The organism is Pseudoalteromonas sp. BMB (genome assembly GCF_001709235.1).
Taxonomy (GTDB): domain Bacteria; phylum Pseudomonadota; class Gammaproteobacteria; order Enterobacterales; family Alteromonadaceae; genus Pseudoalteromonas; species Pseudoalteromonas maricaloris.
On sequence record NZ_MBQA01000196.1, the window covers coordinates 1 to 22004 of the forward strand.

The window sequence follows — 22004 nt, forward strand, 5'->3', positions numbered from 1 at the left end:
TACAAAACCGGTGACCTTGCCCGCTTCCTAGACAACGGCGACTTGGTGTATCTCGGTCGTAACGATGAGCAGGTGAAAATTCGTGGTTATCGTGTCGAATTAGGCGAGATTGCCGCTGCTATTGTCGACCAGCAAGGCGTACAAAACGCTGTAGTGATTGATGTGCCTGCACCGCAAGGTAAAGCATTAGCCGCTTATCTTGTCGCAGAGCCTGACCTTGAAATTACCGAATTAAAGCTCACCCTAAGTGCTGCTTTACCTGAATACATGGTGCCCAGTCACTTTACTCTAATTGAACATATTCCACTTACGGGTAATGGTAAGCTTGACCGCAAGGCACTCCCCGCGCCAGAGCTTCAAGCCGACAACCTTTATGTAGCACCACGCAATGCTTTAGAGACCCAGCTTTGTGAGATTTGGCAACAGGTACTTGGCCTTGAGCAAGTGGGGATTGAGGATAACTTCTTCCAAATCGGCGGCGATTCAATTGTCAGTATTCAGCTGGTTTCACGCTTAAGAGAAGCAGGATTAACGGTACAAGTTAAAGAAATATTTGCCGCCCCAACTCCCGCGCGGCTGGCAAAGCTTATCAGTGCGAATGGCGACAAGAAGGTTACGATAAAAACCGAACAAGGCCAGCTTGAAGGCGAGTTCGATCTACTGCCTATCCAGCAGTGGTTCTTCGCAAATCAGTTTGCTAATCCCGCACACTTTGCCCAAACTTTTGCCACTGTAATGCCAAGCGCAATCAGTGATGAGAGATTAGTTGAGCTATTGTCCGAGCTTGCTGAGCAACATGATGTGCTACGCCTTGTTTTCAATCAAAAGACGGCGCATATTACCCAGCAGTACCAACAAAATAATACCATGGCGCCTCTAGTTAAACTTGATGCAGACACACTCAGTGACGACGAGCTTGCCAAGCAATTAACCCGCTTGCAGTCACAGTTTGCGTTAAATTCAGGCCCTTTATGGCAGCCAATTCGTGTCAAACGCCAAAGCCAAGATGTATTGGTACTGGCCTTCCACCACCTGATCATTGACTTTGTCTCTTGGCGGATCCTAATTGAGGACTTAAATAGCCTTTATCAAGGCAAAAAATTGGCGCAAAAAACCTCAAGCTATCGTCAATGGGTTGAGACCTTAACCCAATACGCACATGTTCAAGCCGAACAAATCGATTACTGGCAAGAAGTACTTGATACTTGTCAAACACACTTAGCAGCGAAGAACACACCGACAAACCAAGTGATTAGACTTGACTCTGCATTTACACAAACGCTGCTGTTTGACGCTAATCAAGGCTACCACACAGAGCCTCGAGACCTTGTCGTCGCTGCGCTTTCACTAACTCTCGCCCATATCACTGGTAGTAATGATCAGGTTATTGCGCTTGAAGGACATGGTCGTGAACACATCGCCGAAGATATAGATCATTCACGCACCGTGGGCTGGTTTACGTCATTATATCCACTAGCACTCCATGCGGGTTCTAGTCTCGAAAGCGCTATTGTCAATGCCAAAGAGCAGCTGCGTAAATTGCCAGACAATGGCGTTGGTTTTGGTCAATTCTATTTTTCCAAACAAGTGACGGGGACTTTACCAACCGTTGCATTCAACTATTTAGGCCAAATCGGTGGCACAAAAACGCAGCAACCCAGTGGTGACTTCTACTTAACTGAAGCCATTACAGGTCAACCAGTCGCAAGCGAAAATAATGGTCATTACGTTCTTGATATCAACGCGGCTATTATTCATGGTCAGCTTGTCTTAAATTGCACCACGGCATTGTCTGAAACCGAATTTGCCCTATTCCAAAGTCAGTTCACTGCCAGTCTGCAAGCGGTGCTGGACACGGCATTACATACCAAAGCGCTTGGCGCCAAACAAACGCCGAGCGACTATAACCTGACAGGCGTCAGCTTCGCCCACTTAGATGCACTGCGCACACGCTACGACCTAGCCGCGGTTTATCCCGCAACAAACTTGCAGCAAGGTTTTATCTTCCACCAGCTTAATAGCCCAGAAGATACCGCCTATCGGGTGCAGTCACAGATGCAGTATTTCGATAAAGTTGACACTGCGCTTTACTGTCGTGCGTGGCAACTAACCTCACTGCAATACCCAGCGCTGCGCTGTGCTTTTGATGTTGAAGAAACCATGCTGCAACTTATCGTAGATCACACCTGTGTTGATGAAGATAACTTTAGCGTGATTGACATCAGCCACTACTCAAAAGCAGAACAACAAGCACACATAGAAAAACTTGCAAACCAAGTGCTAAATCAGCCATTTAATTTTGCAAGACCGGGGTTATTTACACTGCATTTGGTAAAACGCGGTGAAGCGCATTATCACCTAATAAAAACAGAGCATCACAGCATTTGTGATGGCTGGAGTGGCCCGTTAGTTATGCAGACCGTTCACCAGAACTATATGCAATTACTACAAGGTCAAGAACCTGTTTTACCGGTGGATAACGCCTATTTAGATGCCCATGCTTACCTAAGAGATAATCAGGCCGCTACCAAAGCATTTTGGCAATATCATGTCGCTGATTTATCACAGGCAAACGATCTTAACACCCTGTTTAGTCACTCAACAGATTTAGAAACGCTCCGTCATAATCATGACCCGCAGACGCTGCATTTTGCTCTACCAAACGAGGCGTTAAGTAAGTTGCAGCAAGCGTGTCAGCAACATTCTGTCACGCTCAATGCTGCGGTACAATTTGCCTGGCATAAGCTTATCCAAATCTATACTCGCGACGAATTTACTTTAGTAGGTACAACTATCGCAGGTCGTGACTTACCAATTGACGGCATAGAGCAAAGTGTTGGAGCTTACATCAATACGCTACCGCTTTATCTTGATTGGCCTACAGATGCTACCATCGCGCAACAACTCGAGAAGATCCAAACTGCCATTTTGGACTTAAATAGCCATGCGAATGTGTCACTTGCGTCACTGCAACAAGGCGGTAATCGGCTATTCCAAAGCCTAGTCGTTTTCGAAAACTACCCAAGCCTTGAAAATGAACAAGCAGAGGCACAACAAGCTCGCTGGCAGTTTGACGCAGCACCAGAGCAAGTTGAATACCCACTTGCATTGATAGCAAAGGAGCAAGGAGAGCTGCAACTTGAGCTGATGTACGACGCCAGCTTGCTTTCGCCAGCACGTGCCGTACAACTGCAATCTCAACTGCTACTTATCCTCAAGCAAGTCGCTGACAATACTCACTTACCGCATCAACACATTGAAATTGCCAATACAGTGGAAAAGGCCCGTATTCTCAACGAGTGGAATGAAACCGAGCGCCAGTCATGTGGCTTCGAGAACTTCAACGACTTATTTAGTGAAAAAGTCGCCGTATTCCCGGATGCAACCGCTGTGGTCTGGCAAGATGAAGCACTAAGCTATCAAGCACTCAACCGCCAGGCTTGCCTGCTTGCCCAGCAATTATTGGTGATTAAGGCTGAGATTTACGGCAACGAGTATCAAGGTGATTTCCCAGTCTTATTGCTGCATGAAAAACAGTTGGATTCTATCGTTGCGATCCTCGCTATTCTTAAAGCAGGCGGTGGTTATGTTCCTGTATCACCGGAATTTCCTGACTCAAGGATTGAATATATTGCCAAGGACTGTGGTGCGAAAATCGTGGTCACCCAATCGGGATTAATGGATAGAGTTGAGAGTACAACACTTGCATCACTGACACATGTGCTCAGCGATGCACCAATGGAGGAAACAAGCTTAGACCAAGCGGTATCGGTGAGCCCGTCTGATTTGGCTTATATTATCTATACCTCTGGCACCACAGGTAATCCTAAAGGCGTAGAAATCAACCATGAGGCACTATTAAACTATGCCACGGACGACCATTTTATCGACCCCACACAACTGAACAAGGTACTTAGCTTATCGAGTATTAGCTTCGACGCGTTTATTTTTGACTGCTTTGTCACACTCAGTAACGGCGCAGCGCTACACCTGATAGATAAACAGACTCAACTTGATCCAGAACGACTGATTGAGTACTGCCAAGCACAGCAGATTGATACGTGCTTTGTAACCACTGCGCTATTTAATCGTTTAGCTAGCGAAGACTTCTTCTTACACGCCGGACTTAAACAGATTAATTTTGGTGGAGAGGCGGTCGACTTAGCTATGGTTGAGCGAGTAAAGCATCAAGCGCCAGAGCTGATGCTTTACCACGCCTATGGCCCAACAGAGACCACCGTTTATGCGACTTGCTGCTTACTTAACTCTGTAAATCACGGAGCACCTATTGGCCGCGCTATTGCCAATAAATCTGCTTACGTGTTGTCACCTGCTGGCAAAATACTTCCACCGGGCGTGGCAGGAGAACTTTATATTGGCGGCGCGGGTATGGCAAGACGCTATTTACACCGTTCAGATTTAACCGAACAAGCATTCTTAGTTAATCCGTTCGCATCGGATAGATACCTCGCAAGCGGTTGGAACAAAATGTATAAAACGGGAGATTTGGTTAAATGGCGTGAAGATGGCTTATTAGAGTATGTTGGTCGTAATGATTTTCAGGTGAAAATTCGTGGTTACCGCATCGAACTTGGCGAGATTGAAACTGCAATTAAGCAACAAGCGCAAATTCATACTGCGTTTGTAAACGTGAATGAACAAGATGGGGTTAAACGTATCGTGGCCTACTTGGTCATGGCAAATACTGAGTCACTAGATGAGGCAAAGCTCAAGCAAACACTCTCTCACATGCTACCGAGTTATATGCTGCCAAGTGCCTACGTCACATTAGACGCCCTACCGGTGACGGTTAATGGCAAGATTGATGCCCGAGCACTGCCGCAGCCCGATTTTAGCCAAACTGAGACTCACCATGCTCCAAACACAGAACAGCAAAAACATATCGCTAAAATCTGGTGTGCTGTATTGGGAATTAAGCAGATTGGCTTGGAAGATAACTTCTTCCATATTGGTGGTGACTCAATTATGAGCATTCAGCTTATGTCGGCTCTCAAACGTGCTGGCTATTCGCTGTCGACCAAAGATATATTTACATATCCAACCCTAGAAACGCTTTGTGCATTTTTGGCAAATAATGAACAGGTAGAAATCGAGGCTGAACAAGGTGAGCTCAGCGGAGAAATCAAGTTATTACCTATCCAGCAATGGTTCCTCAACTCCCATTACCGTCATAAAGCGCATTTTAATCAGTCGGTCATGCTCGCACTTCCACACAATACCGCGCTAGATACTTTGGAGCGTGCACTTACACAGCTGCATCAACAACATGACATGTTGCGCGCTCAGTTTAGCAAAACCGAGACTTGGCAATCCCAATATCAAAGCGTTGCTGCTTGTCCAACACCAAAGCTTATCCATTTGGACACCTCGGGGCTTGATGAGCAGCAAACCGGTCTGGCGTTGAGTAAAATACACGCCCGTTTTGAACTCGGTTCAGGTGCTTTGTGGCAACCAGTTTTACTCAGCGATGATACGCCGCTAACTAGGCTTGTACTTATCGTTCATCACCTTGTTATTGATGGTGTTTCGTGGCGTATTTTGGTCGAAGACTTAAGCCGCTTGCTACAAGGCGACACCTTAAGCGACAAAACCAGCAGTTATCGCCAATGGTCAGACGTTGTGGCCCTGCATCCTTTTGAACAACAAATACCGTATTGGCAAAATGTGCTAAGCACACAACAAAACGTACCTTACGGTAAATCACAACAGCGTCTTACGCATCAATTTGATACTCAGCTTACTGAGCAATTGCTACGCCTTGCTCCTGCTGGGTTTAACACAGAAATCAATGATCTCTTAATGAGTGCGTTTACTCGGGCTTGGTGCAATACCTTTGCTACAAACTATTGCCATCTCACGTTAGAAGGCCATGGCCGAGAACATCTGAGTGACCATACTGATACCTCAAGAACACTAGGCTGGTTTACTAGTATGTTTCCGGTTGCTCTGAAAAATGACACGGATTTATCGACGCTGATTATTCAAAGCAAAGAAACGCTTCGTGCCATTCCAGATAAAGGGCTAGGCTTCAGCGAATTGGTCAGACGTGGGGAATTTTCCTTCAATCAATTACCTAAAGTTAGCTTTAATTATTTGGGACAACTTGATAGCAACAATGATGCACAAGATCAGGGCATACGAATGCTAAATGCACACTCAGGCGATGCCAGCAGCAAGGATAATCAGGATGAAATGGCACTCATCGTTAATGCTGAAGTGCGTCAAATGAAACTGCAAGTGAGCATTGCAAGTCAGTTAGATGAGGCGCAAACCACCGCATTCATAGAGCAGTTCGACGCTGCCCTTCGAGCCGTCGTTTCACATTCGATTACAGCCGCAAATCCCCAAGGCATAAAAACCCTAAGCGATATTGAGATCGGCGTATTGGTGAATGAAGCCGATGCTCCTATTGAATGGTTTTTCTTCCCTCCTGGTGGCGGTGGTGCTGAGAGTTACTTGCAATCCATTGCTCCCAAGATTTCCGCGCCTTGTTATTGCTTCAATAACATCTATGCCGCACAGGAAAAACCAAAGGGCTCGCTCGCCTATGACTATTATCAGTTCCAAACATTGGCGTTGCAGTATGCTATTCATCTTAAAAAGCTAAAGCCTAGTGGTCCTTATCGGATTTTTGGTTGGAGTTTTGGCGCAACGCTAGCACTTGAGGTTGCCAAACTGCTGCAAAATGAGGGGGACACAGTCGAACACTTGGTGTTCGTCGACCCTTGTTTTGACTATGCCGCGATGCATGATGAAGTTTTTGCTCTACACCCAGAGTTCAGTCATCTTGAGCCCGATAGAATTAATTATCACTACCAAAATGATCCGGCATTTTCTAGCACCGCAAAGGTGACGCTATTTAGTGCTGGTTGTGCGGTTGAAGTGGCTCAGTCGGATAGCCTAGAGTTGCAACTTTCCAGTCATATAATCAACCGATACCTTGATAAGAATCAAAATCTTATTGAAGAAGCAATGCAACCCAGTCAGGTTCAAGTGTTCACCATGAAAGGGTCGCACAACAGTTGGGTAAAAACACCGGAAGACTTAATAAAAATGTCAGAAATTATGAACACTCTTTAACAATTTATTCGTTAATATAATGTTAAATTAGATTTTCTAGAGTGAGGCATTAAAGGGAGCTCCCCTCTTCACTCTAGGATTAATTAATTGCCACATTTTCTCACAATATATGATTAAGGAATTACAAAATGGCTAAGGAAAATGTAGATGTACTTATTATCGGCGCTGGACCTGCTGGGACAATGACCGCTGCAAAGCTAATTCAAGCAGGATTAACCGTGAAGATCGTTGAACGTAGCCACTTTCCGCGCTATGTCATCGGTGAAAGTCTTCTACCACAAAGTATGCAGCATTTGGAAGATGCTGGATTTATGGATGCGTTAGTTGCACGCAATTACCAAAAGAAAATCGGTGCTAATTTTAAACAAGATGACTTCCAAGAGTTTTTCGATTTCTCTAAAAATTACACCGATGGCTGGACATGGACATGGCAAGTTCCAAGAGATGACTTTGACAATGTACTGGCTGAAGAAGTGCAAAAAATGGGTGCCCCTATCGAATTTGGCACTTCAGTAGTCGATGCCAACATGGATCTAGAAGAGCCTATCATTAAGGTAGTCAATGAGGCCGGTGATGTGCAGGAAATTCAAGCAAAATTCGTTGTTGACTCAAGCGGCTATGGCCGAGTACTCGCAAACCTGCTTGATTTAAATGAACCTTCATCAGCGCCAACTCGCGCAACTTTGTTTGCGCAATTTAAACCTGCTGATGGCATAGAGACTGGGGCTGAAAACAATAAAGTAACGATTCTGGTTCACGAAGAGGATGTATGGGTTTGGCTAATACCTTTCTCTGACGGTCGTGTTTCAGTCGGTTTTGTTGGTAACCCTGAGTATTTGGAAAGTGCAGAGGGCGATGCTAAAACACGCTTTTTAACCTACCTTGCTCGCGATCAACATGCATCAGCAATGTTGGAAGGAATGGCACTGTGTATGGAGCCAAAGGAAATTAAAGGCTACTCAAAAGGTATTAAACAGCTGTTCGGCAAAAACTTTGTGCTAACCGGTAACGCCAGTGAATTTATTGACCCTGTATTTTCAGCCGGTGTTATGTTTGCGATTGAATCAGGCGCGCGCGCCGCTGATCTCATAGTCGCTCAGTTAAATGGCGAGGAAGCAGATTGGCAGCAAGATTATGAGGCGCATATGCTTAAAGGTATTGCTGTCATGCGCACCTACATTGAAGGCTGGTACGACGGACGTTTGCGCCGCCTATTTTTCTCAGACAACAAGCCTGAAAAAATTAAGAGCCAAATCACTTCTGTGCTTGCGGGCTATGTATGGGATGAGACTAACCCATTTGTAAACCGCAGCGAGAAAACCCTGAACCTGCTATCTGAACTCCATAACAACCCTGAAATGGCGTGATTTTAGCTTTTTAGACCGGCGTGGGAATAGTTTCTCACGCCACATAATATACTAACAAAGATGCGTTTCAGTAGTAGTGAAAGTAGTTGTGTGATGCCTATAGTTTCCCTAATTGATGATTAAGCAAAGTGGGAGAATTTTATTGTAGGCCGACCATAGATGTGGCACTTGGCGCTTTAAAGGACTTAGACAATGAAAACTAACTTTGTATACACTGCTGCACTTTCTGCGTTATTAACAGGCGCTGCACTTGCAACTCCCGCGCAGGCCGCTGAATATAAAACAATTCTAATTCATGGCTTTCAAGCAGACCAACTTAACCGCCCTAACAGTACCAATGTCGAGCTTGAGGGTGAAGAATATTGGTCATCTTTTTGGATAAACCACGCTGATGAACGTATTGATTGGCCTTCTTATGAACGTTTGCAAGGCAAAATCGCAACAGATTATATTTGGCCAAAGCTAAAAGCATTTGCAGAAAATGGCACTTGTAATCCTGGCTGTGTCTTTGTTACCCACTCAACGGGTGATTTGGTTGCGCGCTATATCTTAGATAATCAAGCAACTTGGCTTGAAAATGCGGGCCTTCAACCACTTAATATCGTTGCTACTTTTGACCTTGCAGGTGCGGGTGGCGGAAGCGAACTCGCAGACACGGCTATCAACGCTGCAACTTCAGGTGGTGTAGTTGGTGAACTAACTCGCCAAGCTGTTGAGGCTTGGCTTGGTAGCATGCCTGAAGAGTTTGGTATCATGTGGGATTTAAAAGTAAATAACGCGCGACAAGTTGCTCAGTACCCAAGTGACAACGCACCTCGCCTACGTTTCGTCGCTGATGCAAGCGACTACTACGGCCTCACTTCAGGTTTCTTACCAGGTAATGATGATGGAGTTGTATCAACACATTCTTCTTGTGGTGCATCGACAAAAGGTGACTTTGGTAGTTGTAGTACAAGCGTTGCTATCAACGGTCAACTAGCCTCTCAAGATGATGCGGTAACTAGCTTTATGCCATACCACTACCCATTACTAATGAGCGCGGAATATAGCCACGGTAACCTGCCAGATGCTGGATACCAAGGCAAAGTAACAGCGGCTCGTACTCAGTTTAACGCGGGTTATAAAACGATTAGCTACAACACCTATGAAGAAACAACGGGTAGCTGGTTTTGGAAAAAAACTTACCGTTATGTTAGCGAGTCTAACTCACAAAGCTTTTCACAGTTAATACTAAACTCACTGTAACTTAACGGTTATTTTGCTAATTTCTATACCCAAGGAACTGCTCCATGCAGTTCCTTATATTAACCGAGTATTGCTATGAAAAAGTTTTTGTTGATTAGTGTCATTCTTATTGTAATCTGTATCACTGCAGGCTATTTTGCCTTGCAGCGCGAAGCTCAGCCCTCACCTGAGTTACCAGCACCACAAGTCACCACAGCTATTTTGACACCACCAACAACGCAACCCACTACACCTAAAACTGCGATAACACAAAAACAATCACTGGTTGAATCACTACCACTGGCACAAGCTGCGCAAACAGCTGCGGCACATTATGAGTATAGTATTTCTTTACCTCCTTATTCACAGCCCCTTGGCAAAGGTGATTTTGATAGGCTCAATCCAAATCATTTTTATGCCGTCGAAATGCCAATTGAAGAAAATAACGAACAGGTGTCTTTGTCGCTGAATCAATATCGCTTTGTGCACCCCGCTACTATCGAGATAAGTTTATCTGGTAGTCAATTTTCTAATGCAACCGCAACGATACTCGACCCTACATCACAGCAAACCTTATCCACCACCCGCCTCAAAGAGTCTGATGGTATTTGGCTTGGTGCAGTCGATGGTGAGACAACATGGCCTCAAGAGCTGAATGTCGTCGTGCGTGCTAAGCCAAGCTCGGCTAAGGCTGTTGCATTAACGGCAAGTATCCGTTATTACCAACCCAGCGCCACACTGCTCGCTATTGCTACACCTTACCCCGAGCAAGCAGACTTGATAATTCCATTGCAGCTTGAAGTAAAGCAAAGTGGTACTTATCGTATCCGTGCAAACCTATTTACTCGCGATGGCACACCAATCAGTCATTTGGTTGAAAAACAAAAGTTAAGCGAAGGGAAACAGGTATTCAACTTAAAAGCACATCAGTCGGTGCTTGCTCCTTTTTCAGCTAAATCCGGTCCATCGCAATTCACGTTAAAGACATTTGTGATTGAGAGAATGTCGCCAATGCCCGGAGAGCTTGCGCAGTTTGGTGATAGCAAAATAACCGAATACCACATCACTGATTTCTACTTTGACGCACTGGAGAAGCGCCCATATCAGCCCTCGGCTGCCGAGCGTCAACGTCTGGGTTACTTGCAAAAAATGGCGGGTAAGTAAAGTAACTAACCTTTGCTTCGGATAATTAAACGGTGACCTTTTTTAGGTCACCGAGTTAGCTAAGCTATATCGCTTCAGCCGTCGTCTTAGGCTTCAGCTCAGCAATGCGATAAAACCCAAGCGCGGTGATAGATACTAAGGTCATGATGATAAACAGCATCATGCCGGAGTAAAAATCTAATATAAGTCCGCCTAAAATGGGTGCTAATGCATATCCTAATGAACACAAGCCAGCAGCACCAAAATAGCTAGCTTTCAGGTTATCTGGTGCCAACCTGTCAATATAGACATTGATGTTAGTAAACATAATTGCTTCGCTCAGACTCAACACCATCATGGCTGCAATCCACCCCCAGATATTTTGCACATCATTCAAGGCCATCATGACTTGTGAAATGATCAATATCACGCCACCCGCATAGAGTCTATTTTCAATACGCCAATTACGCATCAGATGTAGTAATGGAAACTGACAAACGATGATCACACTAGAATTAGCGATGATTAAGCTAGAAATTAGCCAAGCCAGATCGGGGACCTCTGCACGCGTCAAATACTGCACTAAACTAGAGTCACATTGCGCATAAACCAAATACACTAAAGTTGTAGCGATTAGCACAATTAAAAAGACTTTATCTTTTCGTAAGATCCCCAGCCATTTTGCGAACTTAGGCACCGACTGAGCGGCAGACTGCAAAGCGAAAGTCTGCGCTTCACTCAGTTTAGGTCTAAAGTAAAGCAGCGCGAGCAACAAACCAATATACGAAATGCCAGTATAGATAAAGCTAAACTGCTCACCATTAAGCCCCGCCCATAGCCCGTATAATGGCCCTAAAGCCGCCCCCACATTCACGAGAAAATAGAGTAAATGCAGTGCAAGCTCTCTGTCTTTTGCGTCAGCAAGTTCTTCAGTAAGTAACGCTTTACTAGGCGCATCCCAAAGCGTCCTAGGTAGACAAGCTAAAAACACTGAGGTTGCAAACAACCACAACGACTCAGCCACAGCCAACAGTGAAAAAGAAATCACACCAACAAACACTGCCGTGTAGAGCATTTTGGTGCGACCAAAGCGATCAGCGAGATTCCCCGTATAAAACCCCAAAAATACGGCGAAAGTCGCTGACACCGTCAGCAATAAACCGACCTCTGTTGCACTCAGTCCATAATTTTCGTAAAGAATAACAGCCAAAAAAGGCCATACCATGTAGTAACTAGCGCGAACGAAAAAGTTACCAACAAGCATTACCCAAACTAAAGGTGTAAAGCGCTTTAACCGCTCAATTGCAGAGCTATTCTCCATTGATGTTCCTTGATTATTATTGATTTACGCAGAACCCTAATTCCTAAACCTTAGTTTAGGTCAAGCGTTTAACTGCATTCTATTATCTTGGAAGCTGGAACTCTATAAAGGAAAAATGACGTTATTTAGTAAGAAAAAATTTCATCCTTGAAATCACAAAGGGAGATAAAACTAAATCAATGACATTAAGCGTTAAAACCGCTTAACATAGAACACATTTAAAAAATCAAGACCGGGGTTGTGGTCGCTCAAACCTGCATTAGAATAATGCAGATATCGGATCCCAACTTTAGTATTGGGATTCAAATTAACACTAAGTCCAATGCGGTCTTCAAACTGATAGTGAACACCAATATCTTTGCCCGCAAATCGAGTATCACTGACGTAGGTCATGCCAATCCCAAACTCAAAATTTACCGGCTTTCCAGCAAACTCGGTCAGTGGAACACTAAGCACTGGTGACAGTGCAATAGCAAACGTCGTGTCCGAGCGTTTTGGTTTGCCGTATTCCCAATAGTTGGTGCTCAACTCAAAATAAACATAGGCACCTTCGCCAAAACCATAATCCGCTAAACTATAATGCAAGGGACGATACCCAAGCCGCAGTCCTTTTACATCCCCCTCTCCCATCACATAATCAACTGCAACTTCACTAGCATATGAGTAAGTAGACACAAACAACATAAGCAAGAATAAAACTAAGCGCATAACGACTCCTCTACAACAAGAGCAATTTTACGCCGTTATTTAATTCTTAAAAGACACCAAAAAACCATATAATAATTGCCAATAAAGCACCAATATGGAATTTTAATGGGTACATTAATTTAACCAAAACCAATAACAAATTATGAGTTATACTGTTAAAAACGATCTTGAGAATGTGGTATGCAGTATATAATTGGGAGCGTTATAGGGATATTTAGTGTATTTAGTGCCTTAGCCGCAGCACCGACAAAAGTAGATATCTATACCGAGCATTTTCCTCCGTACCAGATAGAGCAAAAGAACGGCACCATTACTGGGCTTGCCACTGATATCGTACGCCTCATTATGTGGGAAGCAGAGCTAAGTTATCAAATTTATATGTTGCCTTGGACTCGCGCAAAAGCCTTCTCCAAAAAATCCCCTTATTCATTGCTCTACTCGATCGCCAGAACGGAGCAACGTGAAGAAAACCATGTCTGGATTGCGCCACTTTGTGAGCTAAAGGTCGCCTTTTATAAGCGTGCTGATATCGCCGATCAGCAAGAGTGGGAAATATGGAAAATCAAACAACATGTTGTCGCTGTTGCGGCTGATCAACTCTCCGAAAACTATTTAAAAGCACAAGGCTTTGTCGCCGATAAGAACATGCTATCAGTAACTAGTTTGAGTCGTGCAGGTGAGCTGCTTGAAAGAGGTAGAATTGACTTTATTTTTGGTGCCGAAAATTTTGTGGATAGAATGGCTGCTAGAATGGGTTTAGTGGAGCAATGGGACAAAGTGCTAGAAGTTCCAGAGTTAAGTAAAACCCTCTATTTAACCGCCAACCCCAGCGCCCCTCCAGAATATATAAATCGGCTACGCGCCGCCGCTGAACGAGTACAGATGCAACGCAAAAAGGTTGACGTCGGCTGCCCCATCGACGAGTAATTCATCGTTTGCTACTGAACTTTGTACGTCGCTATGATAGCATTTTAAAAATTGTATACTTTATTCAAAAAATAAAAATGAAAGTACTCACTGGAATGGTATTACTCATGCTCTTTGTAGCATGCGAAACGTACGCGAGCCCAAAAGTCATCAACGCGGTTTCACGCTTTGGTCACCCTCAGGTAATGAAGCCCGCAGACAAGTTTGGCCATAGTCCCTATTCACCACTGTTTGATAACGGCGCATGGCATGGTCACTTACTTCCTGATAGCGCTGCGGAATATGGTGGTTTCACGGGTAACGCGATTATCACCGAAGAGTATTTAACGTATTTATTTGAACGTATTGAGCGCCTACAAATTTTTCATGGTGAGACCAAATTGCAATTTGATGCAGTACTGTACAGCCTGCCTGGAGAGCTGGTGCAAACACTTAGACATGAGCTCGCGACAGTGACGATCCGCTTACGCTTTGTTAGCGAGCGTGTTTCTCTTATTCAAACCACGATTCATACAAAGCAACGACTTACTTTAAAATTGGACGGCAAATTACTCCACCAGCTTAATGATCAACAAACACTGGACCAACAATACCCTAAGCTCGCACCAACTATGGTTGCCAGCGAAAGTGGGATCAGTACCACTTTTGGTCGTGTTCGCGATCCGTGGGCGCTTCTGACCTCTGGTAGCAACGAGTACTCAATCGCCCGCACAATCCCTTTCAAAAATGCGGTAGAAAACAACCGTTATTATAGCGAGACGCAAACTTCTGGTGATCTGCAGTTTTATACCGCAATAAGCTATGTCCACAATCAACAAGAGCGCATACAAACAGCAAAGGCCGTTGCCAAAATTCTCTCATCCCCAGTTACGTATTGGCAACGCTCTAAAGCTCGCTGGACGGGCTATTTAGCACGCTATCAAACCTTACCACGAGATAAACAAACATTGGCGATAAAAGCCGTTGAAACCCTCATTGGTAACTGGCGATCTCCTGCAGGGGCAATCGCGTTTGATACCATATCGCCTTCGGTCACTGCTCGCTGGTTTTCCGGCAATTTAACTTGGCCTTGGGACAGCTGGAAACAAGCATCAGCACTGAGACTATTTGCACCAGATTTAGCCAAGGCCAACATTGATACCGTATTTTCCTATCAAATAGCAGCGAACGATCCTGTTAGACCCCAAGATAAAGGCTTATTACCCGATTTAATTGGTTATAACCTGCCACCAGAACGCGGTGGCGATGGCGGTAATTGGAGCGAACGAAATTCAAAACCCTCGCTAGCCGCTTGGGCGGTGTTGAATACCTACCATGCCAGCAAAGACAAAGCTTGGCTTGCACAAATTTACCCTAAACTTGTCGTCTATCGTGATTGGTGGCTGCGCAACCGTGATCACAACCAAAATGGTATTCCTGAATTTGGTGCAACCATAGATAAACACCATAATAATCAAGCGGGTGAGTTGTTATTTTATCTACATGAAGGGAAGCAAAAGCATGCCCGCTTTGGGCTAAAAGCCTATCGCGATGCGCAAACACAAGGTAAACAGATAAGTATTCCCGCACAGACCGCAGCGTCATGGGAATCTGGAAGAGACGATGCTGCTAACTTTGGTTTTATCTCACCACAGCAGCTTGAGATCTATGTGAAACAAGGTGGCAACGCTAAAGACTGGCAAGTCGAATTTGCTAGCAATAAGGATGCTCAAGGGCATCTGCTAGGCTACTCTTTGATGCAAGAATCGGTTGATGGGGCCAGTTATTTTTATTCTGACACCAAAAATTTGAGTACCATCGCCAATATATTGGCTAAGCCACAGGCAGCCAAAGCCTTTTCAGCACAAGCAAAGCAGATCGCCGATTATATAAACCGCTGCATGTTCGACGATAACAGCGGATACTACTACGACATTCGCATTGCCGCATCACCGCTTGAAAATGGCTGTGCAGGGAAACCAATCATTGAGCGTGGCCGCGGCCCGGAGGGTTGGGCTCCGCTCTTTAATCAGGTAGCAACAGCGTATCATGCTAAACGCGTCTCTGAGGTAATGCTCAGCCCCAGTGAATTCAACACCTATATTCCTCTGGGCTCTGCATCCCAGACCAACCCTGCATTTGGCGCAAACATCTATTGGCGTGGTCGTGTCTGGCTTGACCAATTGTATTTTGGCTTGATGGGACTACGCTATTATGGTTTTGAAACTGAAGCGAACACTTTGCTTCAGCGATTTATGAAAAATGCGGATGGTCTACTGCAAAACGCGCCTATTCGCGAAAACTACAACCCACTCACCGGCGAGCAGCAAGGTGCACCGAACTTTTCATGGAGCGCGGCCCATATTTTGCTCATGATAGAAACATTTGAGATGGACAAGCCCAAAGCGCCAATTTAAGAAGAAAAGCCAGTTTCACAGCAAATCACTACAAACTAGCCGAAAATTTGCTAGCAATTCAGTGATGATCCGTCTACATTTTTTAAATGATACAAAAACAAAATTAGACGGATCACAATGAGTTGGTTTTACCGTATTTACCACTTTGCCCTAAAGTGCATTGTTATTTTTATCGGGATCCCGAACCCCAAATTACATCAGGGAAAAACGGGGTTGTTAGACGCCATTGAGGCGCTGGGGTTAAAAAGTGGAGATAACGTCTTAGTCGTGACCGACCAAGTGCTGCTCAAACTCAACTTGCATCAGATTGTGGAAAACACACTACGTGAGTCAGAGTTAGTCACGCATTATTACGCAGATGTTTTACCCAACCCAACCATAACAAACGTTGAAGATGGTCTAAAGGTCTACCAACAGCATCAGTGTAAAGCAATTATCGCGCTTGGCGGTGGCTCGGTACTCGACACGGGCAAGCTGATCGGTGCTCGGGCTGTCAAGCCGAACAAACCGGTGACTAAACTCAAAGGGTTGTTTAAAGTCTTAAAACGCCTACCGCCGAATATCGCGATCCCAACAACAGCAGGAACCGGCTCGGAGACCACCGTTGCCGCCGTTGTTAACGATCCTAGCAATCACGCCAAATATGCCGCGACTGATTTTTGTTTAGTGCCGCACCATGCCGTATTATTACCTGAATTAACTACAAGTATGCCCGCACATATCACCGCGACTACGGCAATTGATGCACTAACCCACGCCATTGAGGCACTACTGAGCATTAACTGTCTTAAGTTTAGCCGCGAACGTGCTCTTGAGGCCTGTAGAGCCATCTTTGAATATTTACCCAAAGCACAACAAGACCCACAAAACTTAGAAGCAAGAACACAGCTACTACTCGCTTCCCATTACGCAGGACAAGCTTTTACCAGAACCTCTGTCGGCTACGTGCATGCAATTTCACACCAATTGAGCGCTCAATATGGTACGCCGCACGGGCTTGCCAATGCGGTGTTACTCATGCCCGTGCTAACCTGGTATGGCGAGCGCATTAACCAGCAACTTGCGCTCATCGCCAGATACTGCGGATTAACCTCGTTAGACTATCCCGTCGAGCGCCAAGCAGATGATCTTTTAGAGCACATTGAGCGCTTACTGCTTGATTTACATATCCAAACCACACTCGCCGAAGTACTTCCTGATGATGCTGCACTACTCGCAGAGCTGGCGCTAAAAGAAGCACATCCGGATTATCCGGTGCCCCATTTTATGGATCCCAGCGCCTGCCAGCGCATTATAAAAGGTATCGCTCCTACGCCTTAATAAGCACTGCGCTTAGTGTTTGGAATCAAAGCAATTTAAAATAAAGCTAATTTTTTTCATAACCTTACAATAAAACATTAAGTAAAAGCACTAAAAATATAAAATCTATTAACGAACAGTTTAAAACCAATAAACGCAAATAAAAACAATTCTCAATAACAAAAATTAATGCTAGTATGCGCGACTTTTGAAAAGCAAACTGGTGTATTTTGGAACGTTATTACTCAGAAGTATTAAGTTATATCGCTCGTTCAGTGGGGTGCAAAGATAAGGCTCAAAATATAGTCCAAGAGGCGTATACCCGAATACTAAGTTATAAAAACAGCAATCCAAAGCAGGATAACACGCAAGAGCGCGCACTATTTTTTAAAGCCGCGAAAAACATTGTGATTGATCAGTATCGCAAAAATCAAACCGTTGCTGAGCCCGACGACTTCGAATTAGTCGCGCCAAGTTATTATGAGCCCGAGGCTAAGCTTGCAAGTCAACAACAACTGGCATTACTTAATCGAAGTATCGACTCCTTACCTCTAAAAACCAAGCAAGCATTTGTGCTCTATAAATTTAAAAACTTAAGCCAGCCACAAATAGCAGAGCAAATGGGGATATCTATCAGCATGGTCGAAAAACACTTGGCAACGGCCATGCTCGCTTGCCGTAACGCATTACAAAAACAATAAGAGAATCGCAATGGACCGTCATAATGTATCAATACAACAGCAAGTGAACCACTGGCTGGAACTCGAAGGGCAAGGGCTCAATAAAGTGCAGCAACAAGCGCTCAATCGCTGGCTTGGTGAAAGCCGTGCGCACCAAACAGCCTATCAAGAAAGTAAACAGGTTGAGCAACTGTTATCGCAATTTTCAGAGCAAGACATTGCACAATTAGAGAACCCAGTTACACACTCTAAGCTTAAATCAAAGACAACTCAGCGGTACTTCGCCATTGCTGCATGCTTTGCACTTTTTGCGTTGAGTTTCGTTGGTTATCAAACGTGGTTCTTTCAAGTAAACAAAGACACCTTTCACGCCAGCTATCAGTCACCTCGAGGCGAATTACGCACTATCTCACTGCCCGATAACTCGCAACTGACCTTAGATGCAAAAACGTCCCTCGCTATTGATTTTGATGGCAATCGGCGCCGTAATAAGCTACTCAGTGGACGCGTATTGTTTGACGTTGCCAGTGACAAAAGCCGACCATTTGTGATCAGTGCCGGCAGCACAAAGATTACCGTATTAGGCACCCGCTTTTCAGTCGATAAAAAAGCCGATAGCGTTCGCATTGTGGTGGCTCATGGCCGTGTAAACGTGCAAAGCCAACATCAGCAAATAACGCTGACAAAAGGTCAAATGGCGGTTGTGGGCGGTGACGGTATTGTTAAGACTGAGTTTGGCCCAAACCTCAATCTCGTCGATGCGTTTAAGCAAGGACGACTCGTGTTCGACAATGCACCACTCAACGAAGTATTTGAGGAATTTAAACGACATCATGCGATAAGTTACACCTTAAGCACTCAATCAACTGAGCAATTGGTTATTTCGGGTACTTTTTTAGCATCAGAGCTCGAAAGCTTTTTAAACTTACTTCCACAGGTTCTCCCTGTAGAGGTTAAAGAGTCTAATAATCATATAGTTATAGTTAATTCTCGATAACAAGATAAAATATTCAATTTTTTATTGAGGAGTTCTCATTCTCATTCGTTTTCATCTTAGGTAATTTATTTTGGACGCATCACAATGAGAACTCGCTCTGTTTTAAACACAAGACTCACCCCCTTAGCATTTGCACTCGGGCTTAGCCTGAGCCTGCCTGCAACCGCGCAGAGTCAAGTTGCTATATATCAATTTAATCTTGCGCAGCAACCTATTAGCCATACCTTAACGCAGGTAGCTGAGGTTGCGAGTATGAATCTAATTGCCGATGCGAAACTCTTAAATGGCCTGCAAGCCCCAGCACTTAAAGGAGAGGTAAGTTTAACCGAGGCGCTAGAGCGTACATTGAAAGGCAGCCCGCTAACGGCGAGTATTATCGACAATAACATTATTATTAAAGCGGCGATTAACGGGTCAGCGCCAATAAAAAGCAAATCCAATAACACTCAGGCTAAGCACAAGCAAACACCAAATCCGCAAGATAATATTGAAGTCATCACTGTCAAAGGCGATAAACTCAATCTTAATCGTGAACAGATTGCTCGAACCAAGGGTTTATCTAACTCGGATATCTTCTCAACGTTTTCTGGTGTAGAGGCAAACAATATTCGAAACGAAGCAGGCGCACTTGATATCGGTATTCGTGGCGTGCAAGGCGAAGGCCGAGTGCCGATTTTCATCGACGGAAGTTTGCAATCAACGCACACAAACCGAGGCTATATGGGTTCGTCTGACAGAACCTATATCGACTCAAACTTGATAAGCTCAGTAAATGTCGAAAAAGGCGCATCGGCCAAAGCATCACCTTTTGGCTCAGGCGCAATCGGCGGAACAGTCAATATCCGTACCTTAGGCACGCAAGATATTCTCCAAGACGGTCAAAATCTCGGCGCTTTAGTTAAAGTAAATACGCACAACAATAATAGAACACCTGAAGTACCAGAGAGCTTTGCTCTACAAGAGTATTATGAAATCAGCAACCACAATGACACACTCGACTTTGCGGGTGGTGGATTTACACTAGCGGCCGCTTATCAACAGGATAACTTACAAGCGGTACTCGCTTACAGTAAGAAAAAGGTTGGTAACTACTTTGCTGGTAAAAATAGCTTTAGCGACTTTGTTAAAACCGTGGAGTACGTACGTTGGGTACCTTCGACTGAGCAAGAAGGTCAGTATGAGCTGATCGATGAAGTAAAGCTAATACCTCCACCGGTTAACCAAAATGGCGAAGTCGTCAATACGAGCTTTGAAAGCGACTCATACCTAGCCAAACTGACCTACGCATTTACGGACGAGCAATCGTTAGAGGTGAATACACGTTTTCACAAGCAAGAAGCGGGAGAAATGCTGGCCACCTATTGGTACAAGCAAAGAGCCGGTGACACCAAGGTTTGGCAAGTGATCGATGAAAATGGCCAAGAACAATGGATGTCTGAAAAAATTCCAGAAGGCGTTGAAACCATGCCGCAATGGGCTCCAGGGTCTGCTCTGGTAAACAGTGCCAGTGCCCTATACCGCTTTTTACCGAGTAATAACTCATTAGTCGACCTTAGTGTTAACGTTTGGCGCACCAGCGCGAGGTTACAGCAATATAATGCCCTTGGTAGCAACCTAGGGCCAAATGCTGGACAATACTTTCACCGTTATAATAATAAGCGTCATGGGATAAGTGCATTCAATACCTCCGCATTATCGCTGGCCAGTACACCAATTACTTTGACGTATGGCCTATCTTGGCAGGTTGAAAAATTAAGCCCTCATAAAGACTGGAAAGACAATTTTAATCGAGACTGGTACCCTGCTGACTTCAATTTAAAAGCCACTTCGCGACACGGTAAGCAAACAAAACGTGCATTATTTGCTAATGCCACTATCGATCTTGCCCCGGTAGAGCTTGCACTGAACGTAAACCTTCATGACTCGGTAAACGAGGACTATCAAACAGGTGAAAAGCTTACCTTTGATGCCAAAGCAGATGTGACTGTACAAGCAAATTACCAATTGCTTGATAATACAGTTATTAAAGCCAAATACAGCAACGCGTATCGAATGCCAAACCTGTACGAAACAACGGTTTCCAATGAGGTATTTTCTTACTCTAGTGACTATCCGATCACCCCTGAAAAAACGAAATCGTATGATATTGGCTTTGAGAGTGACTTTAGCAACTTACTCAGTCACGGGGATAAGCTAATTATCTCTGCGGAGTACTTCTACACCCATATTGAAGACATGCTAGCCACTGGCTTTTTACCTAAACTTGATGCACCTTCATGGGAACAAACATTTACCTTTACCAACTACGACAAGTTTGAACTACCCGGCACGGAGTTTGGTATTCATTACCAAAGCAACTTATTTTACAGCAAGTTATCTTACACCAAGTACACAAATGTAGAAATGTGTTCACGTTTAATTGCACAGGCTGAAGGCGCCGCGACTTGTAACGCAACGGGCTTTTCAGGCAGCTTAACCCCACTTCGTGTACCGCCAGAAAAAAGCTACATCGCTACACTTGGTACGACACTCTTTAACGACACAATTGATACGGGTTTTACCTACAAAAAACACTCTGAGAAACATCACCCAGGCGGCTTTTTGGCAGGGACTGGAGTAACTGCGCTTGAGTATATTCCAGCAGGCTATCAGCTCGACTTTTACCTTGATTATATCTTTAGCGATAGCATCAAAGGCAACCTAGCGATCACCAACTTGACCGATCAGTATAAAGTTTCAAGCGGCTCGATCGTTGCGATGCCTGAACCTGGCCAGACCATTTCAATTGGCTTAGAACTCAAACTTTAATCAACACTTAGGCGCTGTACTTTTGCTTAAAGA

General features: G+C 44.6%; 12 protein-coding genes. 10 read left to right on the forward strand and 2 right to left on the reverse strand.

Going from position 1 to position 22004, the window contains the following annotated elements; all coding sequences use genetic code 11:
• The first annotated feature begins 45 nt into the window (after positions 1-45).
• The 4 genes from BB427_RS19425 (at position 46) to BB427_RS19440 (ending at position 10856) form a co-directional block, all read left to right on the forward strand.
• The gene (locus tag BB427_RS19425) at positions 46-7101 is read left to right on the forward strand and encodes a non-ribosomal peptide synthetase (RefSeq protein WP_217492918.1); all 7056 of its coding nucleotides are present in this window, start codon (positions 46-48) and stop codon (positions 7099-7101) included.
• A gap of 128 nt (positions 7102-7229) precedes the next feature.
• Positions 7230-8468 carry an NAD(P)/FAD-dependent oxidoreductase gene (locus tag BB427_RS19430; protein WP_010604067.1) on the forward strand — a complete coding sequence of 413 codons (1239 nt, stop codon included), beginning with the start codon at positions 7230-7232 and terminating at the stop codon, positions 8466-8468.
• Positions 8469-8660: 192 nt separating this feature from the next.
• Positions 8661-9713, forward strand: coding sequence for a hypothetical protein (locus BB427_RS19435; RefSeq protein ID WP_010604068.1), 1053 nt, complete (start codon positions 8661-8663; stop codon positions 9711-9713).
• Between the two features lie 75 nt (positions 9714-9788).
• Complete coding sequence (locus tag BB427_RS19440; RefSeq protein ID WP_069022653.1) at positions 9789-10856, forward strand: hypothetical protein; 1068 nt, start codon at positions 9789-9791, stop codon at positions 10854-10856.
• 64 nt (positions 10857-10920) lie between these two features.
• Here BB427_RS19440 and BB427_RS19445 read toward each other — a convergent pair whose 3' ends face one another.
• Both BB427_RS19445 and BB427_RS19450 read right to left on the reverse strand, forming a co-directional pair.
• Entirely contained in the window at positions 10921-12156 is a 1236-nt protein-coding gene (locus BB427_RS19445; protein WP_069022654.1) for an MDR family MFS transporter, read from the reverse strand.
• A 192-nt stretch (positions 12157-12348) separates the two neighbouring features.
• A complete protein-coding gene (locus BB427_RS19450) occupies positions 12349-12864 on the reverse strand; it encodes an acyloxyacyl hydrolase (protein WP_069022655.1) in 516 nt (171 codons plus the stop codon).
• Positions 12865-13044: 180 nt separating this feature from the next.
• On the opposite strand from BB427_RS19450, the gene BB427_RS19455 reads away from it, so the two are divergent.
• The 6 genes from BB427_RS19455 (at position 13045) to BB427_RS19480 (ending at position 21971) form a co-directional block, all read left to right on the forward strand.
• On the forward strand, positions 13045-13791 hold the full coding sequence (locus BB427_RS19455) for a substrate-binding periplasmic protein (RefSeq protein WP_017219007.1): 747 nt from the start codon (positions 13045-13047) through the stop codon (positions 13789-13791).
• A gap of 77 nt (positions 13792-13868) precedes the next feature.
• Complete coding sequence (gene ygjK / locus BB427_RS19460) at positions 13869-16187, forward strand: alpha-glucosidase (protein WP_254663675.1); 2319 nt, start codon at positions 13869-13871, stop codon at positions 16185-16187.
• A 117-nt stretch (positions 16188-16304) separates the two neighbouring features.
• Positions 16305-17507: an iron-containing alcohol dehydrogenase gene (locus tag BB427_RS19465; protein WP_069022658.1), complete on the forward strand. Its 1203-nt coding sequence runs from the start codon at positions 16305-16307 to the stop codon at positions 17505-17507.
• Between the two features lie 209 nt (positions 17508-17716).
• Entirely contained in the window at positions 17717-18187 is a 471-nt protein-coding gene (locus BB427_RS19470) for a sigma-70 family RNA polymerase sigma factor (protein WP_045988377.1), read from the forward strand.
• 10 nt (positions 18188-18197) lie between these two features.
• Positions 18198-19163, forward strand: a complete 966-nt coding sequence (locus BB427_RS19475; protein WP_069022660.1) for a FecR family protein — start codon at positions 18198-18200, stop codon at positions 19161-19163.
• Between the two features lie 84 nt (positions 19164-19247).
• A complete protein-coding gene (locus BB427_RS19480; RefSeq protein WP_069022662.1) occupies positions 19248-21971 on the forward strand; it encodes a TonB-dependent receptor in 2724 nt (907 codons plus the stop codon).
• The last annotated feature ends 33 nt before the right edge of the window (positions 21972-22004 follow it).